We start from the raw sequence: 17211 nt of genomic DNA, 5'->3' as shown, positions 1-17211 counted from the left end.
TCGCCCGGCAATCGACGCAGAGCAACGAGGATGGCGAGGTCGTGCTGTCAGCGACTCCCCGCGTAGACGGCGCGATCGCCCAGCTCCTCCTCGATGCGGATGAGCTGGTTGTACTTGGCCGTGCGGTCCGAGCGCGACAGCGAGCCGGTCTTGATCTGCCCGCAGCCGACGCCCACCGCCAGGTCGGCGATCGTGGTGTCCTCGGTCTCCCCGGACCGGTGTGACAGCACCACCCGGTAGCCCGCCTTGTGGGCGGCGTCCACCGTCGCGAGGGTCTCGGTGAGCGTGCCGATCTGGTTGACCTTGACCAGGATCGCGTTGGCGTAGCCGCCCTCGATCCCGTCGCGCAGCCGGTCGACGTCGGTGCAGAAGACGTCGTCGCCGACCAACTGCACCCGCTCCCCCGCCACCGCGGTCAGCCGCTTCCACCCGGCGAAGTCGTCCTCGGCCATCGGGTCCTCGATCGAACTGATCGGGTACCGGGCGAGCAGGTCCACCAGGTAGTCGATGTGCTCCTCGACGGTGCGCTGACGCCCCTCACCGACGTAGTCGTAGACGCCGTCGCGGAAGAACTCCGAGCTGGCCGGGTCGAGACAGATCGTCAGGTCGGTGCCGGGCTCGTACCCGGCGTCCTGGATGGCACGCAGCACGAAACGCAGCGCCTCGTCGGCGTCCGTGACGTTCGGTGCGAAGCCGCCCTCGTCACCGACGTTGGTGCTGTGCCCGGCCGCCGCGAGAGACCTCCGGAGGGTGTGGAAGACCTCCGCGCCCATCCGGACCGCCTCGGCGAACGTCCGCGCCCCGACCGGGGCGATCATGAACTCCTGGAAGTCGAGCGGGTTGTCGGCGTGCGCGCCGCCGTTGATGATGTTCATCATCGGCACCGGCAGCAGGCGGGCGCTGACGCCACCCACGTAGCGGTACAGCGGCTGCCGATGGGCCGACGCCGCCGCCTTCGCGGTCGCCAGGGACACCGCCAGGATCGCGTTGGCACCCAGCCGACCCTTGTCCTTCGAGCCGTCGAGATCGATCATCGTCTCGTCGATCAGCGCCTGGTCCTCGGCGTCGAGCCCGAGCACCGCGTCGGCGATCTCGCCGTTGACCGCGGCGACGGCCGTCGTGACGCCCTTGCCGTGAAAGCGCGTGTCGTCCCCGTCGCGCAGCTCGACCGCCTCGTTCGCTCCCGTCGACGCGCCGGACGGCACGGCCGCCCGGCCGGTCGACCCGTCGGCGAGGACCACGTCGGCCTCCACGGTCGGGTTGCCCCTGCTGTCGAGGATCTGCCGAGCCCGCACCCGACTGATTGCCGTCATCACACACTCCCTGTTCAAGCTGCCTTTTCGCCGCCAGACTGGCAGGAAACGGCGGCCCTGGCACCGCGACGATCGACACGTTGACCCGTACCCCGGGGTGCGGGTTTAGGGTCGCGGGATGCGGGTGGGTGAGCTGGCACGACGGACCGGGACCACGGTCCGGGCCTTGCGGTACTACGAGTCGGCCGGGTTGGTCGTGCCCCGGAGGCTCGGCAACGGCTACCGGGAGTACGACCCGATCGCGGTGCGGCTGGTGGCCCAGATCCGCGAGTTGATGGCGCTCGGCCTCACCGTCGAGGAGACCCGCCCGTTCGTCGAGTCGATCGCCGGTGGCGCCGACGACGCCGACGTGTGCGCGGCGGCGGTGGCGACGTACCGCAGCACCATCACCGGCCTGCAGGAACGGATCGGCAAACTGACCGCCCAGCGGGACGCGCTGGACGCCCGCCTCGACGCGGCCGCGACCCAGGTCGTGCCCGGCAGCGCGGCGGCCGGCGCCGACCCCGCCGCGCTGGTCGGCACCCGCCTGCCGCCCCTGTCCTTCTACGGCACCGACGGCCGCCCGGTCGATCTCGGCGCGCTCGGCGCCGGGCGCACCGTCATCTTCGTGTACCCCCTGACCGGGCGGCCGGGTGTCGACCTGCCCAACGGGCTGCTGGAGGTCCACGGCGCCCGGGGCAGCACCGAGCAGGCCGCCTGGTTCCGCGACCACCACGCGGAACTCCGCGCGGCCGGCGCTGCCCGGGTGTACGGCCTGTCCGCGCAGTCGACCGGGTACCAGCGGGAACTCGCCCACCGGCTGCGGTTGCCCTACCCGCTGATTCCCGACCCGAGGCTCACGCTTGCCGACGCGCTGCGGCTGCCCACCCGCACCGCCGGTGACATGACGCTCTACGAGCGGTTGACGCTGATCATCGCCGACGGCGAGGTCGAGCACGTCTTCCACCCGATCCCGGACCCGGCGTCGCACCCGCTGCACGTGATGCGGTGGCTCACCAAGCGACGCCAGGCCCCCGGACCGGTCGCCGCCTAGTGCGTTGTCCAGGAACGTTCACCGGGTCAGGGATACGCCGGGCGGCGAGCCCGATCACGCCACGGCTGGCGATCGCCGCCGCGGCCAGGGCGAGCATCGGTTTCAGCGCGCCGGCGGCACCTCGCCGGGCCGGACCAGTACTTGTCCCCGCAACGGGCGGTGCGGAACCGCCATCGGGTAATGGGCACCCGCGGCGGTGAGTGCGCTGGCCCTCCGCCGTGGCTGCCGCCATGGCGTTGTGCTGTTGAGCGGTATACCTGTGAGTCATAACTATGACTCACAGGTATACCGTTCACTACCGCGTCGGCCCTCACGGAGGTGACCGACGGTCACCGCCAGCTGCGCTCACCGCCCCAGCCAGGGTTGGGAATTACTCGCCTAGAAGTCGTCGTCGAAGGCGACGGTGCCTTCCACCCCGACCTGGTACGCCGAGACGCGCCGCTCGAAGAAGTTGGACAGCTCCTGCACGTCCTGCAACTCCATGAAGCCGAACGGGTTGCTCGACCCGTAGTGCGGCGCGATGCCGAGCTGGGCGAGGCGGCGGTCGGCGACGTGTTGGAGATACTCCCGCATGTCGGCCAACGTCAGGCCGGGCACCCCGTGGCCCACCAGGTCCTCGGCGAACTGCACCTCACACTCGACGGCCTCGACGAGCATCTGCCGCACCTGGTCGGCGAGGTCGTCGTCGAACAGGTCCGGTTCCTCGGCGCGGACGGTGTCGACGACGTCGAACGCGAACGCCATGTGCATCGACTCGTCGCGGAACACCCAGTTGGTGCCGGAGGCCAGGCCGTGCAGCAGGCCACGGGAGCGCAGGAAGTAGACGTACGCGAACGCGCCGTAGAAGAACAGCCCCTCGATGCACGCGGCGAAGCAGATCAGGTTGAGCAGAAACGTCCGGCGGTCGTCCCGGGTCCGCAGCTCCCGCAGGTCGTTCAGGGAGTCGATCCAGCGGAAGCAGAACTCGGCCTTGCGACGGATCGAGGGGATGTTCTCGATGGCGGCGAAGGCCTCGAAGCGCTCGGTCTCGTCGGGCACGTACGTGTCGAGCAGGTTGAGGTAGAACTGGACGTGCACGGCCTCCTCGAACAGCTGCCGGGAAAGGTAGAGGCGACCCTCGGGGCTGTTGACGTGCTGGTAGAGGTTGAGCACCAGGTTGTTGGCGACGATCGTGTCGCCGGTGGCGAAGAACGCCACGAGTCGGCTGACCAGGTGCCGCTCGGCCGGCGACAGCTTGTCCAGGTCGGCGAGGTCGGCGTGCAGGTCGACCTCCTCCACTGTCCAGGTGTTGCGGATGGCGTCGCGGAACCTGTCGAAGAAGTGCGGGTAGCGCATCGGGCGGAGGGTGAGGTCCATCCCGGGGTCGAGCAGCATGTGCGTGGTCCTCGTGTCGGTGGTGCTGGCGGCGGCGGTGACGGTGTCGGCGGCGGTCACTGGCAGGCCTCGCACGACTCGGGGTTCTCCAGCGAGCAGGCCAGAGCCTCCGCGTCGGCCGCCACCGGGGCGACGACCGCGACGGTGGCCTGCTGGATCCGGGTGGCGGGGCGCGAACGCAGGTAGTACGTGGACTTCAGCCCGGCCTTCCAGGCGTACAGGTACATCGAGGAGAGCTTGCCGATGGTCGGCGCGGCCAGGAACAGGTTCAGCGACTGGGACTGGTCGATGAACGGGGCGCGGGCGGCGGCCAGGTCGATCAGCGCCCGCTGCGGCAGCTCCCAGGCGGTGCGGAACAACTCCCGGACGCCGGCCGGCAGCTCCGCGATGTCCTGCACCGACCCCTCCGCCCGCTTGATCGCCGAGCGGATCCGGTCGGTCCACAGGCCGCGGGCCTTCAGCTCGCGTACCAGGGCGGTGTTGACCTGCAGGAACTCCCCCGACAGGGTCTCGCGCTTGAACAGGTTGGACACCTGCGGCTCGATGCACTCGTAGCAACCGGCGATCGAGGCGATGGTCGCGGTCGGCGCGACCGCCACGAGCAGCGAGTTGCGCAGCCCGTACGTCTCGACCCGCTGGCGCAGCGTGTCCCACCGCGCGGCCTGCGTACCCTCGACGCCCCACAGGTCGGGTTGGAGCTGGCCCCGCGCGGCCCGGGTCTGCGGGTACGCCGGGTGCGCGCCGAAGCGACGCGCCAGGTCGGCGGAGGTCTCCAGCGCGGTCAGGTACAGCTCCTCGCTGATCCGGGTGGACAGCTCCCGCGCAGCCGGCGAGTCGAACGGCAGCCGCAGCGCGAAGAACACGTCCTGAAGGCCCATCAGCCCGAGCCCGACCGGCCGCCAGCGCGGGTTGCTCGCCGCCGCCTGCTCGGTCGGGTAGTAGTTGATGTCGATGACCCGGTCGAGGAAGGTGACTGCGGTACGGACCGTGACGCGCAGCCGCTCCCAGTCGATGCCGCCCTCGGTGAGGTGCGCGGCGAGGTTCACCGAGCCGAGGTTGCACACGGCGGTCTCGGCGTCGCTGGACACCTCGATGATCTCGGTGCACAGGTTGGACAGGTGCACCACGTTGCCGTCCTCGGCGGTCTGGTTGCACAGCCGGTTCGCGGCGTCCTTGAAGGTCATCCACCCGTTGCCGGTCTGGGCGAGGGTGCGCATCATCTTGCCGTACAGCTCCCGCGCCGGGACCTGCCGCACGTGGCGACCCTGCGCCTCGGCCTGCCGGTACGCGGCGTCGAACCGCTCCCCCCACAGGTCGGGCAGCTCGGGCACCTCGTGCGGGTCGAACAGCGACCACATCTCGTCGGCCTCGACGCGGCGCATGAACTCGTCCGGGACCCAGTTGGCCAGGTTGAGGTTGTGGGTGCGCCGGGCGTCCTCGCCGGTGTTGTCCCGCAGTTGCAGGAACTCCTCGATGTCCGGGTGCCACGGCTCCAGGTAGACGCAGGCCGCGCCCTTGCGCCGGCCACCCTGGTTGACCGCGGCGACGCTCGCGTCCAGCGTGCGCAGCCACGGCACGATCCCGTTTGACTGCCCGTTCGTGCCGCGGATCAGCGCGCCGCGAGAGCGGACCCGGGAGTACGCGATGCCGATGCCGCCGGCGAACTTCGACAGGTTGGCGACCTGGGCGTACCGCTGGTAGATGGAGTCCAACTCGTCGCGCGGAGAGTCGACCAGATAGCAGGAGGACATCTGGGTGTGTCGGGTGCCGGAGTTGAACAGCGTCGGTGAGCTGGGCAGGTAGGCCAGGCTGGACATCAGTCGGTAGAAGCCGACCGCCTCGTCCGGCGTCTGGGACAACCCGCAGGCCACCCGGAGGAGCCAGTACTGCGGGGTCTCCAGCACCAGTCGGCTGGTGGGGTGGCGCAGCAGGTAGCGGTCGTACACCGTGCGCAGGCCGAAGTACTCGAATCGCCGGTCGCCGTCGGGATCGACAGCGTGGTCGAGCATCGGGGCGTGGGCGGCGACGAACGCGGCGGTGTCGGTCCCGATCAGGCCCTCGGCGTGGCCGACCCGGATCGCCGCGCTGAACGAGCTGATGCCCTGTCGACGCACCTCCTTGTCGACGTAGCCGGACAGCAGCCGGGCGGCGAGGCGCGAGTACTGCGGTTCCTCACCGATCATCTCGGCGGCGGTCTGGATGGACAGCCGGTCCAGCTCGGCCGTCGTCGCGCCGTCGTACAGGCCGCTGATCGTGCGGGTGGCGACCCGCATCGGGTCGACGTCGGCCAGGTCGTCGGCCCACCGCTCGACCGCACGGACGATCTTGTTCACGTCCACGGGTTCGGTGGTGCCGTTGCGCTTGCGAACCTGCATCGGCGTGCGCCGTACGGCCGCGTCGCCACTGACCGGGACTACCTCGGTGACTGTCACCACTCACTCCTCGCGAGTTCGAGACCTGATGGCCCCTCGTACGCGTGGAGACAGACACCGGCGGACGCCACGCCGGCACGGCGTGGGTCAGGTGGCGTCGGCCGTCCCACGCGGCCTCGGACCGCCGCCCACCCGGGTGCGGGTGCGCGGCGCGCTGGCAGGTCTTCGGACTCGTGGGCACGACCGGGCTGACCGGTCTCCTACTGGCCGTCGCTTCCCAGGCCGCTTCGTGGCCCAGTGCTCATGACGGCTGTCGTTCCCACTCACCGCTGCGGGACAGTCCCGGATTTCCACCGGATTCCCTCTTGCCTCGACCGCTCCGGATGAGCGGCCGAACCAGCTGCGCTCGACACCATATATAGGGACGCTGCGGTTGTCACACCCCACATGTCGGTCCCGGGCGTGTCGACGGCGACCTCCGTGACGGTCGTCACCGGCCACCCCGACCAAGCCGAGCCGCGCCGAGGCCCGGCGGATCGACGCCCCCGCGGCACGCGGCACACGAGCAGGTGTCGACATTCGGAAAGGTGTGATGTATTAAGTCTTTAGATGTAAGGATCCCTGCCTATACTCAGCCGTGAATGTGGCCTTCCGAAGTGGACATCCAATCTTCTGGACCACTGTTCACATCCCGCACCACCGCCCCCCTCGGGCCGGCAGCGCCGCAGCAGTCCCCGGGTCGACGGTTCCTACCAGCGCGGCGAATGTTGCCACCACCGCGCCCAGGGATTGCGGACCGCGTACGGCGATCGAGGAGACCGCACACCGACGAATCTCCAACACGAAAAAACATTGGATGTCTTCGATTCCTGGATGACCGACGTCGTTGACGCGTCGGATCGACCCTCCGTATACTCCCAGAGATCATCTGATCTTTAGCCTAACCGGGCGAGGAGCGCATGCCGCAGATCACCGCCGTCACCGTCGAGGACGTCCGCTTCCCCACCTCCCTGACCGCTGACGGCTCCGACGCCATGAACAAGGACGGCGACTACTCGGCGACCTACGTCGTCCTGCACACCGACGGCGTCGACAGCAGCGGTGCGCCACTCGCGGGCCACGGCCTGACCTTCACCATCGGCCGGGGCAACGACATCGTCGTCGCGGCAGCCGTCCACCAGGCACAGCGCCTCGTCGGCGTGGACGTCGCGACGATGGCGGCGGACATGGGCGCGGTCTACCGTCTGCTCACCAGCGACTCCCAACTGCGCTGGCTCGGCCCGGAGAAGGGTGTCGTCCATCTGTCGCTGGCCGCCGTCCTGAACGCGTCGTGGGATCTGGTCGCCCGGGTCGCCGACAAGCCGCTGTGGCGGCTGCTCGTCGACATGTCCCCCGAGCAGCTCGTCGACATCGCGGACCTGCGCTACCTGTCCGACGCGCTGACCCGGGACGAGGCGCTGGCCATCCTGCGCGCCAAGGAGAGCACGAAGGCGGCCCGCCTCGCCGAGCTCGACCGGACCGGCTACCCCGCCTACACCACCTCGGCAGGCTGGCTCGGCTACGGCGACGACAAGCTGCGCCGGCTGTGCCAGGAGGCGGTGGACACCGGCTACGGCTACGTCAAGCTGAAGGTGGGCGCCAACCTCGACGACGACATCCGCCGGTGCGGCATCGCCCGGGAGATCCTCGGCCCGGACCGCAACCTGATGATCGACGCCAACCAGGTGTGGGACGTCGGTCAGGCCGTCGAGTGGGTCAAGGCCCTGGCGCAGTTCGAGCCACTGTGGATCGAGGAGCCGACCAGCCCCGACGACATCCTGGGCCACGCCGCCGTGCGCCGCGCCGTCGCTCCGATCGGAGTCGCCACCGGCGAGCACTGCCACAACCGGGTGATGTTCAAGCAGTTGTTCCAGGCCGAGGCCATCGACTTCTGCCAACTGGACACCGGCAGGTTGGCCAGCATCAACGAGATCGTCGCCGTGCTGCTGCTCGCCGCGAAGTTCGACATCCCCGTGTGCCCCCACGCCGGCGGTGTCGGGCTGTGCGAGATGGTCCAGCACGTGTCGGTGCTCGACTACGTCGCGATCTCGGGAGATCTCACCAACCGGGTCACCGAGTTCGTCGACCACCTGCACGAGCACTTCACCGACCCGTGCATCATCCAGGACACCGGCTCGGGCAGCGGTTACGTCCTGCCCCGTCAGCCCGGTTACTCCACCCGGATGCGCCAGGAGTCGGTCGAGCTCTACCGGTTCCCCGACGGCGGCTACTGGGCGGCGACGGACCCGACTACGGTGTCATCTTCGGAGCCGTACGTGATCGCGGGTGGAACGGCCACCCCCGCCGGCCGCTAGGGGGATGTCATGTCGCGCACCGACGAGGTGGTGAACGGCATCAAACGGATGATCCTCGAAGGGCGTTTCAAGCCCGGGGACCGGCTGCCCATCGAGAAGGACCTCGCCGAGTCGCTCGGCGTCTCCCGGGGCTCGCTGCGCGAGGGGATGTCGGCTCTGTCGATCCTCGGCATCGTCAACATCCGCCAGGGGGACGGCACCTACGTCACCAACCTCGACGCGCCGCAGCTGCTGGCCCCGATGGGCTTCGTGGTCGACTTCCAGGGCCAGGGCGACCCACGGCACGTGCACATCGTCCGGCGGCTGTTGGAGTGCGAGGCCGCTCGCCTGGCGGCGACCAGGATCACCGACGAGGCCCTCGCCCAGGCGGGCGAACTGCTCGACGAGGCGGCGCGGATCGCCGGTCGGTCGCCGCAGGAGCACGAACGGATCATGGAGATCGACATCGCGTTCCACCGGATCATCGCGGTGCACGCCGACAATCCGGTGCTCGTCGGCCTCATCGAGGCGTTCGCCGGGCGTACCCTGCGCGGGCGGCTCTGGCGGAGCCTGCACGAGGAGGGCGCGGACCGGCGTACCCACGACGAGCACGTCGCGATCCTGAAGGCCCTCGTGGCCCGGGACCCGGAGCGTGCCCGGATCCGGATGGCCAACCACCTGATCGGGGTGGAGGAATCGCTGTACGGGCAACCCGCCGACGGTGACGCCAACGTCGAGCCGGCACGGTTCTGAGCAACCACCTCGGCGTACGGCGGCGCGCTGCGCAGCCACCCACGGCCCGACGGCTCCGGGGCGCGCCCTCGATCACGTGATCGCGCGCGCCCCGGCCGACGAGCTCAGCGCTCGTCCCGCTCTCCGCTGGTGCTCCCGGTCATCGCCGCGACCAGGTCGTCGGTGGTGACCTCGTCCGCGCGCAGCCGGGCCGCCCGACGGCCGAGCCGCAGCACCTCGACGCGGTCGGCGATCTCGAGCACCTGCGGCATGTTGTGGCTCACCAACACCACCGACATGCCGGCGTCACGAGCCCGCCGGACGACGTCGAGCACCCGCCCGGTCTGGACGACACCGAGCGCCGCCGTCGGCTCGTCGAGGATGACCACGTTCGTCGCCCAGATGATCGCGCGGGCCACCGCGACGCACTGTCGCTGCCCACCGGACAACATCGCGATCGGGGTGGTGACCCGGGGGATCCGCACGCCCAGTTCGTCGAGGGCGGCGGCGGCGCCCTGCCGCATGGCGCGCTTGTCGAGCAGTCCCAGCCGGCCGAGCGGCCCGGAGCGCAGGATCTCCCGACCGAGGTACAGGTTGGCGGCCACGCTGAGATCGTCGGCGACGGCGAGGTCCTGGTAGACGGTCTCCACCCCCGCGCGTCGGGCGTCGACAGGCGTGGAGAACTGGACGGGACGGCCATCCACCCGGATCTCGCCCTCGTCGGGCGGGTGCACACCGGACAGTGTCTTGATCAGCGTGCTCTTTCCGGCGCCGTTGTCGCCGATCAGCGCGACGACCTCACCCCGGTGGACCGTGAAGTCGGCGCCGCGCAACGCCTCGACGTGCCCGAACCGCTTGACGATGCCACGGGCTTCGAGGACCGGTGGTTGCTCGGCGGTCGGTTGCGTGTCGCTGTCGGCGGTAGCCGTCGGGGTCGCGCCCATCACTGCACCGGCGGGTTGGCGCAGCTGGGCTCGAGCACCGCCTTGATCTCCGCGGAGTCGATGTTCTCCTTGGTGACGAACGTGACGCCGGTGTCCGCCGACGCCAGCGGCGCCTTGTCCCGCAGGTGCTTGACCATCTTGTCGACGCCGAAGTAACCCATCTTGAACGGGTTCTGCACGACCAACGCCGAGATCTGGCCGCTGCGCACCCCGGCGATCTCGTCCGGGGCGGCGTCCCAGCCGATGATGACCACCTTGCCGGACTTGCCGGCCGCCTGGATGGCCTGCGCGGCGCCGAGCACGCTCGGCTCGTTGGCCGCGAAGATGCCGGCGAGGTTGGGGTTTGCGGTGAGGATGTTCTCGGTGACGCGTCGCGCCTCGTTGACGTCGCTCTTGCTCGGCTGCTGGCCGACCAACTTCAGGTTGGGGAACTGGGCGAGGCCGGCCTTGAAGCCGTCGACCCGCTCGGTGTTGGTCTGCGAGCCGGGCTGGAACTCGACCAGCGCCACCTCATGGTTACCCGGGCCGAGTACGGTGGCGAGTCGCTTCGCCGCCTCCACTGCGGAGGCACGGTTGTCGGTCGCGAAGAGCGGCACGCTCGACGGCTGCGGGCTGGTGCCAGAGTCAATCATCGCGACCGGGATCTTCGCGGCGAGCGCCTGGTCGGTCGCGGGCGCCAGCGCGCTGGAGTCCGTCGCCGCGTACACGATGCCGTCGACCTTCTTGGTGACGAAGTTCTGGATCAGGTTGACCTGGCCCTCGACGTCGGTCTCGGTGGTCACTCCGTCCCACTGGACGGTGACGTCCCCCGCGCGCTGCGCGGCGCACTCCGCGCCCGCCTTCACGGTGTTCCAGTAGTCGGCACCGACGGCCTTGGGCACGACGGCGAGCTTCAACGGGCCGCTCGCGTCCTTCGTCGCGCCGTCGCCCCCGTCGCGGACCTCGACCCCGCCGCAGGCGCTGAGCAGAGCGGTCGCCGCGGCTGCGGCCAGAACCGCTCGTACACCCAGGATCGACCGTCGCGTCCGCCGGCTGGTGGTGGTGTGCGCCATGGTGTGTGTCCTTCCTCGTTCGGAGCCTCGGAATGGCATGTCAACCCCGTGATTCCAGCCGCCGGCGGCGGTACTGGTCGAAGTAGACCGCGGCCCAGATGATCAGGCCGACGATCACCTGCTGGTAGTGGATGCTGATGTCGAGCAGGACAGCGCCGTTGCGCACCAGGGCGATGAGGAACGCGCCGATGATGGTCCCGACGATCCGGCCCTGACCACCGAACAGGCTGGCGCCGCCGATGACCGCGGCGGCGATGACATCGAGCTCCAGGGAGATCCCGTAGTTGGGCTGGCCGGAGTTGACCCGGGACGCGGCGATCATGCCGCCCAGCCCGACCAGCACGCCTGCCAGCACGTACACGCCGGTCAGGTGACGCCCCACCCGGATGCCGGAGCGGCGGGCCGCCTCCAGATTGGAGCCCATCGCGTAGGTGTACTGGCCGAATCGGGTCTGGGAGAGCAGGAAGGCGACCCCCACCGCGACCAGGACGGTGATCACCACGGCGAACGGAATGCCGAGGATCTCCCCGTTACCGAGCAGTTGGAAGGATCGGGGCAGTCCGTAGACGCCGACCGCGCCGGTGATGATGAAGACGAGGCCCCGGCCCACGGACATCGTGCCCAGCGTCGCGATGAACGGCGGGATCCGGGCCACGGTCACCAGCAGCCCGTTCAGCAGACCAGCCAGCGCGCCGACGCCGATCGCGACCACCGTCGCCGCCCAGAGCGAGAAGCCGAGGTCGCGGACGACCATCGCTCCCACGACGCCGGCGAGCGCGGCGACCGACCCGACGGACAGGTCGATGCCCTTCGTGATGATGACCATCGTCTGCGCGGTGGCGATGATGGCGATCACCGCGGTCTGCGCTCCGATGTTGAAGAGGTTGTCCGCGGTCAGGAAGTAGGGACTGGCGACGGTCAGCGCGACGAACAGGACGACGAGCGCGGTCGCTGCGGTCAGCTCGGAGACGGCGTGGGAGATCCGTTCGCGGAACCAGTCGCTGAGTTCGCCGCGCCGCGCGCCGACGGATGCCTCGACGGTACTCATCGTCGGATCTGACCTCCCCAAGCGTGGCGCCGGCGCGCGACGGGGGAATCCCCGGCGAGCCGGCAACCTCTGAGCCACCGCGCCTCCTCGGCGGGGTGCGCGGGCTCGTGCCCGCGCACCCGTCGAGATAGGTCGGATGTTTCCCTCGATCAGGCGTTACCTTGCCACGCATTGACTCATGTTGCCAAGGTCTTACGGGCATGTTGTCGTGGTGACCCGGCACGGGTGCGGCATACGTCTGATCAAACTGGCACAACCTGCGGCTCAGCGACAGGCCCAGCCCGAGGTGCGGCCCGTCAGTCGGCGAGCCGCCGCGGCGTCACGCCGGGTCCAGCCGGTACGCCCGACGGGCCGTCCGTCCCCAGATGGCCGCCCGCTCGTCGTCGCCCAGCGGGTCCAGCAGTTCGGTGAGGGCCTCGACCCAGCGTGCGTACGAGGAGGCGAGCAGGCACACCGGCCAGTCCGAGCCGAACATCAGCCGGTCCGGGCCGAACGCGTCGAGAGCGTGCTCGACGGCGGGTCGAAGGTCCGCCGTCGACCACGAGGGACCGTCCACCTCGGTCACCAGACCGGAGAGCTTCGCCGTCGTGTTGGGCTCGGCGGCGAGCGCCCGCAGGTCGCGCGGCCAGTCGCCGAGGCCGGCGTGCCCGAGCGAGGGCTTGCCGAGGTGGTCCAGGACGAACCGCATCTCGGGCAGGTCGCGGACGAGCCGGGTGGCCGCCGGCAACTGGTGGTCGCGTACCAGCAGATCGAAGGCCAGGCCGACGGCGCCCACCGCGGCGATGCCCCGCCGGATGTCCGGGCGGTCGAGGTACGCCGGGTCGGGCTCGGACTGGACGAGGTCGCGAATACTCACCAGTCGCTCTCCGCCGCGCGCCGCCCGGAGCCGGCCGAGGCGATCGCCGACGTTGTCGGCAGCGAGGTCGACCCAGCCGACGACCCCGGCGATGAGGGGATCGTCAGCCGCGATGCCCAGCAGCTCGGGCGTCTCCGTGCGGACCGCGATGGACTGCACCACAACGGTCTGGGTGACTCCGGCGGCGCGGGCCACCGGCGCGAGATCGAGCGGGGTGAAGTCGTGGTCGATCGCGGCCATGGTGTGCGGATCGATCCAGGGCTGCGGGTGCCGTGCCCGGACCCAGAGATGATGGTGCGCGTCGACGATGCCCTGGCCCGACGCGGCCTCGGTGCTCGTCATCGGACATGTCCTGGCGTGCTCACGTGCTCTCCCCCACCCCGCCCAGTCATTGGTCTGACGTCCGGCTCGACTCGTGTTACGAAATCGATCCGGCAGTTTGACCATGTTAGCGGCAACAGGACGCCGACGGGGTCGCTGAGCGCGTGCTTCGGCGCAACCAAGCATCATATCTTTAGAATTCAAGCCTGTCGATACCGTCGCTCGTTGCGGGTTGCTGGCCCGCCCACGGTCCCGGGTTGACCGCCTGCGGCGACACCGATACCGTCGACCCACTATCTGCGGAGACGCGAGGGAAGCCGGTGTGATTCCGGCGCGGTCGCGCCACTGTAAGCGGTCCCGCCTCAACGGGGCCGCGAGCCAGGACGCTCGGTCGTCCGCAGCCTTGCGATGGGGACGCGTCATCCCTGGGGAGGTTCGTGATCTTATGTCTGCTTCCACGTCCAGCCAGCCGTTGGTCCGTCCCGCTGGCGACTCACGTCTGTTGTGGACGGTGCTGGCCACCGTCGTGATGCTCAGCCTGCTGGCCTACCTCGTCGCCTTCGATCAGGGAGCAGTCTCGCGCAGCGGGATGTACCTGCACGAGCTGATGCACGACGGCCGGCACCTGCTGGGTGTCCCGTGCCACTGACGTCCACCACCGCTCCTCCGTTCGTCACCGTCCTCGTCCGCGGCCTGCTCGCCGGCCTGATCGCCGGCCTGCTCGCCGGGGCGTTCGCCTACGTCGCCGGCGAACCGCGCGTCGAGGCGGCCATCGCGATCGAGGAGGCGGCGACACACGCCGAGCCCTCGGCCGGCGGGCACGACCACGAGGACGCCCTGGTCAGCCGCGCCGGTCAGCGCGGAGGCCTGTTCCTGGCCACCAGCCTTTTCGGCGCCGCGATGGGCGGCCTGCTGGCCACCGCGTACGTCCTGCTGTCCCGCCGACGGCGGACCTACGACGACGGCCGCTCGGGCCTGCTGCTGGCCGGCGCGGCGCTGCTCGGCGCGGTGATCGTGCCGTTTGTGAAATATCCGGCGAACCCGCCGGCCGTCGGCGATCCGGCCACCATCAACCAGCGCACCGTCACCTATCTGCTGATGGTGGTGCTCGGTCTGGTGGCGGTGTGGGCCGGCTCCCTCGGTTATCGCGCGGTCGGCAGCACGGCGCCGCTGTGGCAGCGCGCGGCCGCGGCCGCTGGCGGGTTCCTGCTGGTCGCCGTGGTGTCCTACGTGGTGATGCCCTCCTTCCAGGAGGTCCCGGCGGACTTCCCGGCGGCCCTGCTGTGGGACTTCCGGCTGGCCTCGCTCGGCACGCAGGTGGTGCTGTGGACCGGGATCGGCCTGTTGTTCGCGGCCCTGATGCACCACGAGCTGCGCCGCCGGACCGCCACGGCCCTGCCGAGCCGGTGACCCCCACCAGCCTCCGGCTGGTCGCCCACGGTCACACCGTCGCCCTGCGTCGGACCCACTTCGGTGGACCCGACGACGGCCTGGACGAGGGCGGCCTGCGTGCCGTCCGCGCCCTGGCCGACGTCGGTCAGGACCGGCGCGGGCACCTGAGTGCCGGCGACGCCTGCCTGTCGAGTCCGGCGGCGGCGGCCACCCAGACCGCCGACGCCCTCGGCCTGCACCCCACCATCGAGCCGGCGTTGGCCGACTGTGACTACGGCGACTGGACCGGGCGGGCATTCGAGGAGATCGCCGTCGAGCAGCCGCAGGCGTTGCACGAGTGGCTGGCCGCACCGGACTGCGCGCCGCACGGCGGCGAGTCCGTCGCCGCGGTACGGGACCGGGTCGGTCACTGGTTGGACGGGCAACGGGGGCTCGGTCGGCGGATCACCGCGATCACCCACCCGCTGGTGATCCGGGTCGCGGTCGTGCACGCCCTCGACCTGCCGTTGGTGACCTACCGGCAGGTGGACGTGGAGCCACTGGCGATCGTCCGGCTCACCGGTCGGGGGGCACGCTGGCAGCTCCGACTGGGCGCGCCGCGCGCCCGCTCCTCTGCATGATCCGCCCACCCGTGGCTGGTAGGTCGGCGTCTCCGCCGGCCCGCTCACCTGGACGGACCGCCGCGCCGCGCACCGTGCCGCGCACCGTGCCGCGCACCGTGCCGCGCACCGTGCCGCGCACCGTGCCGCGCGCCGTGCCGCGCGCCGTGCCGCGCGCCGTGCCGCGCGCCGTGCCGCGCGCCGTGCCGCGCGCCGTGCCGCGCGCCGTGCCGCGCGCCGTGCCGCGCGCCGTGCCGCGCGCCGTGATCAACTCGGTTTTCAGAAAGTCGCGGTGTCCGGGCTGGCGCGACACACCGGGTTTCAGGAAGCCGAGTCGATCACGGCGGTGCGAGACCGACCAGGGGCCACCGATACTTCCGGCCTCCCTTCCGGATCATTCCAAGTGGCGATGCACCTGTCGGAGTGATCCATTGTGGTCACGCACGCTCCTCCCCCGGCCGCTCCCGCCCGTTGAACATGGGTTCAATCCCGGGACACTGCAGTTGACCGGTTCCGGAGGACTTCCGGAACTTGTTGACGCACCGGAAATCCCGCTGTAATACTCCGATCCATCGAGGTCAATGCGATCGGCGCGTGGCGAATGCGGTTTGGCCTCCCCACTCACCCACACCTGACCGGACCGTGCCGCCCGCGTTCCGGGCGCGTCCGGCCGGCGAGAAGGGGCATCAGATGAGCAAGGTCTCCCCCAGCACGCACCCGCGGTCGAGGCGGTTGCGCGCGGCACTGGCCGCCCTCACCACCGCCGCCGCGATGTGCGGCGTCGTCCTCGCCGCCACCTCGGCCCCGTCGAGTGCCGCCACCTGCAACGGCTACGTCGGGCTCACCTTCGACGACGGACCGACCGGCAGCACCGGCGCGCTGCTCAACGTGCTGCGCAGCAACGGCGTACGGGCCACAATGTTCAACGTCGGGCAGAACGTCCAGAACAACCGGTCGGCGGCGCAGGCGCAGGTGTCCGCCGGCATGTGGGTCGCCAACCACAGCTGGAACCACGCCCACATGACCTCGATGAGCCAGTCCCAGATGCAGTCCGACCTGTCCCAGACCAGCTCGGCGATCCAGTCGGCCACCGGCGTACGACCGCAGTTGTTCCGGCCTCCGTACGGGGAGACCAACTCGACCCTCCAGTCGGTCGCGTCGTCGCTCGGTATGCGCCAGGTGATCTGGGACGTGGATTCACAGGACTGGAACGGCGCGAGCGTCAGCCAGATCGTGTCCAACGCGAGCCGCCTCCAGGCGGGTCAGGTCATCCTCATGCACGACGGGATCCAGAACACCCGCGACGCGATTCCCCAGATCATGGCCAACCTGACCAGCCGCAACCTGTGCCCCGGCATGATCTCGCCGTCCACCGGCCGGGCGGTCGCGCCCGACGGCACGACCCCGCCGCCCAGCACCGGCACCCCGCCGCCCGGCACGGGGACTCCACCGCCCGGCGGCAGTTGCACCGCGACGGCGACGACCCCCAACGTCTGGGGCGACCGGTACAACACGTCGGTGACGGTCAGCGGCGCCAGCACGTGGACCGTGGTGGTGGCCATCACCGCACCGCAGCGCGTCTCCACCATCTGGAACGGCACCGCCACCTGGGACAGCAGCGGCACCGTCATGACCATGCGGTCCAACGGCAGCGGCAACACCTTCGGCTTCACCACGATGACCAACGGCAACAGCAGCGCCCGTCCGCAGATCCGCTCCTGCACCGCGGGCTGACCACTCTCGGACCGGTTCGGTGTCGGCGGGCGCCCGGAGTGCTCCGGGCGCCCGCCGATTGTGTCGGTGGTGGCCGTTAACGTATGGGCACTGTCGCCGCGCCGGCCC

General features: G+C 70.3%; 15 protein-coding genes and 2 riboswitches. Of the genes, 7 read left to right on the top strand and 8 right to left on the bottom strand.

The window, feature by feature from the left end; genetic code table 11:
* Window positions 1–47: 47 nt before the first annotated feature.
* Window positions 48–1313: a phosphopyruvate hydratase gene (gene eno, locus AB0C25_RS10950; RefSeq protein ID WP_357371860.1), complete on the bottom strand. Its 1266-nt coding sequence runs from the start codon at window positions 1311–1313 to the stop codon at window positions 48–50.
* A 118-nt stretch (window positions 1314–1431) separates the two neighbouring features.
* On the opposite strand from eno, the gene AB0C25_RS10945 reads away from it, so the two are divergent.
* A complete protein-coding gene (locus tag AB0C25_RS10945; RefSeq protein WP_357371858.1) occupies window positions 1432–2346 on the top strand; it encodes a MerR family transcriptional regulator in 915 nt (304 codons plus the stop codon).
* Window positions 2347–2724: 378 nt separating this feature from the next.
* Here AB0C25_RS10945 and AB0C25_RS10940 read toward each other — a convergent pair whose 3' ends face one another.
* Window positions 2725–3720, bottom strand: a complete 996-nt coding sequence (locus tag AB0C25_RS10940) for a ribonucleotide-diphosphate reductase subunit beta (protein ID WP_357240648.1) — start codon at window positions 3718–3720, stop codon at window positions 2725–2727.
* Window positions 3721–3776: 56 nt separating this feature from the next.
* The gene (locus AB0C25_RS10935; protein WP_357372001.1) at window positions 3777–6095 is read right to left on the bottom strand and encodes a ribonucleoside-diphosphate reductase subunit alpha; all 2319 of its coding nucleotides are present in this window, start codon (window positions 6093–6095) and stop codon (window positions 3777–3779) included.
* A 195-nt stretch (window positions 6096–6290) separates the two neighbouring features.
* Window positions 6291–6508, bottom strand: a riboswitch (cobalamin riboswitch).
* 543 nt (window positions 6509–7051) lie between these two features.
* Here AB0C25_RS10935 and AB0C25_RS10930 point away from each other — a divergent pair.
* Window positions 7052–8446 carry an enolase C-terminal domain-like protein gene (locus tag AB0C25_RS10930; protein WP_357371856.1) on the top strand — a complete coding sequence of 465 codons (1395 nt, stop codon included), beginning with the start codon at window positions 7052–7054 and terminating at the stop codon, window positions 8444–8446.
* A gap of 9 nt (window positions 8447–8455) precedes the next feature.
* Window positions 8456–9178: a FadR/GntR family transcriptional regulator gene (locus AB0C25_RS10925; RefSeq protein WP_357239655.1), complete on the top strand. Its 723-nt coding sequence runs from the start codon at window positions 8456–8458 to the stop codon at window positions 9176–9178.
* A 104-nt stretch (window positions 9179–9282) separates the two neighbouring features.
* On the opposite strand, the gene AB0C25_RS10920 is transcribed toward AB0C25_RS10925, so the two are convergent.
* From AB0C25_RS10920 to AB0C25_RS10905, 4 genes are all read right to left on the bottom strand, one after another.
* Window positions 9283–10101, bottom strand: a complete 819-nt coding sequence (locus tag AB0C25_RS10920; RefSeq protein WP_357371854.1) for an ATP-binding cassette domain-containing protein — start codon at window positions 10099–10101, stop codon at window positions 9283–9285.
* Complete coding sequence (locus AB0C25_RS10915) at window positions 10101–11153, bottom strand: ABC transporter substrate-binding protein (RefSeq protein WP_357371852.1); 1053 nt, start codon at window positions 11151–11153, stop codon at window positions 10101–10103. Before AB0C25_RS10915 ends, AB0C25_RS10920 begins: the two co-directional genes overlap by 1 nt.
* Before the next feature lie 40 nt (window positions 11154–11193).
* Complete coding sequence (locus AB0C25_RS10910; RefSeq protein ID WP_357371850.1) at window positions 11194–12201, bottom strand: ABC transporter permease; 1008 nt, start codon at window positions 12199–12201, stop codon at window positions 11194–11196.
* A gap of 319 nt (window positions 12202–12520) precedes the next feature.
* Window positions 12521–13399: an amidohydrolase family protein gene (locus AB0C25_RS10905; RefSeq protein ID WP_357371848.1), complete on the bottom strand. Its 879-nt coding sequence runs from the start codon at window positions 13397–13399 to the stop codon at window positions 12521–12523.
* A 291-nt stretch (window positions 13400–13690) separates the two neighbouring features.
* A riboswitch (cobalamin riboswitch) is annotated at window positions 13691–13765 on the top strand.
* A gap of 58 nt (window positions 13766–13823) precedes the next feature.
* Between AB0C25_RS10905 and AB0C25_RS10900 the strand changes: the two genes are divergently transcribed.
* The 3 genes from AB0C25_RS10900 to AB0C25_RS10890 are packed head-to-tail and all read left to right on the top strand — an operon-like array spanning window position 13824 to window position 15390.
* Window positions 13824–14027: a CbtB domain-containing protein gene (locus tag AB0C25_RS10900; protein ID WP_357371846.1), complete on the top strand. Its 204-nt coding sequence runs from the start codon at window positions 13824–13826 to the stop codon at window positions 14025–14027.
* Window positions 14018–14788: a CbtA family protein gene (locus tag AB0C25_RS10895; RefSeq protein WP_357371844.1), complete on the top strand. Its 771-nt coding sequence runs from the start codon at window positions 14018–14020 to the stop codon at window positions 14786–14788. Before AB0C25_RS10900 ends, AB0C25_RS10895 begins: the two co-directional genes overlap by 10 nt.
* Complete coding sequence (locus AB0C25_RS10890; RefSeq protein ID WP_357371842.1) at window positions 14785–15390, top strand: histidine phosphatase family protein; 606 nt, start codon at window positions 14785–14787, stop codon at window positions 15388–15390. Before AB0C25_RS10895 ends, AB0C25_RS10890 begins: the two co-directional genes overlap by 4 nt.
* On the opposite strand, the gene AB0C25_RS10885 is transcribed toward AB0C25_RS10890, so the two are convergent.
* Window positions 15326–15682: a hypothetical protein gene (locus AB0C25_RS10885; protein WP_357371840.1), complete on the bottom strand. Its 357-nt coding sequence runs from the start codon at window positions 15680–15682 to the stop codon at window positions 15326–15328. The genes AB0C25_RS10890 and AB0C25_RS10885 overlap by 65 nt on opposite strands.
* A 377-nt stretch (window positions 15683–16059) precedes the next feature.
* Between AB0C25_RS10885 and AB0C25_RS10880 the strand changes: the two genes are divergently transcribed.
* Window positions 16060–17103 (top strand): polysaccharide deacetylase family protein, encoded by a 1044-nt coding sequence (locus AB0C25_RS10880; RefSeq protein WP_357371838.1) that lies wholly within the window; start codon window positions 16060–16062, stop codon window positions 17101–17103.
* The last annotated feature ends 108 nt before the right edge of the window (window positions 17104–17211 follow it).

It is taken from the genome of Micromonospora sp. NPDC048839 (assembly GCF_040649915.1).
Classification (GTDB): domain Bacteria; phylum Actinomycetota; class Actinomycetes; order Mycobacteriales; family Micromonosporaceae; genus Micromonospora.
Note: the sequence above shows the minus strand (reverse complement) of the source record. Positions and strands in the feature narration are given on the sequence as shown.

Coding starts and splice junctions, on each gene's coding strand:
- AB0C25_RS10900 (WP_357371846.1), top strand. CDS start 13,824: ATGTCTGCTTCCACGTCCAGCCAGCCGTTGGTCCGTCCCGCTGGCGAC.
- eno (WP_357371860.1), bottom strand. CDS start 1,313: ATGACGGCAATCAGTCGGGTGCGGGCTCGGCAGATCCTCGACAGCAGG.
- AB0C25_RS10920 (WP_357371854.1), bottom strand. CDS start 10,101: ATGGGCGCGACCCCGACGGCTACCGCCGACAGCGACACGCAACCGACC.
- AB0C25_RS10910 (WP_357371850.1), bottom strand. CDS start 12,201: ATGAGTACCGTCGAGGCATCCGTCGGCGCGCGGCGCGGCGAACTCAGC.
- AB0C25_RS10905 (WP_357371848.1), bottom strand. CDS start 13,399: ATGACGAGCACCGAGGCCGCGTCGGGCCAGGGCATCGTCGACGCGCAC.
- AB0C25_RS10940 (WP_357240648.1), bottom strand. CDS start 3,720: ATGCTGCTCGACCCCGGGATGGACCTCACCCTCCGCCCGATGCGCTAC.
- AB0C25_RS10945 (WP_357371858.1), top strand. CDS start 1,432: ATGCGGGTGGGTGAGCTGGCACGACGGACCGGGACCACGGTCCGGGCC.
- AB0C25_RS10930 (WP_357371856.1), top strand. CDS start 7,052: ATGCCGCAGATCACCGCCGTCACCGTCGAGGACGTCCGCTTCCCCACC.
- AB0C25_RS10925 (WP_357239655.1), top strand. CDS start 8,456: ATGTCGCGCACCGACGAGGTGGTGAACGGCATCAAACGGATGATCCTC.
- AB0C25_RS10880 (WP_357371838.1), top strand. CDS start 16,060: ATGAGCAAGGTCTCCCCCAGCACGCACCCGCGGTCGAGGCGGTTGCGC.
- AB0C25_RS10915 (WP_357371852.1), bottom strand. CDS start 11,153: ATGGCGCACACCACCACCAGCCGGCGGACGCGACGGTCGATCCTGGGT.
- AB0C25_RS10935 (WP_357372001.1), bottom strand. CDS start 6,095: ATGCAGGTTCGCAAGCGCAACGGCACCACCGAACCCGTGGACGTGAAC.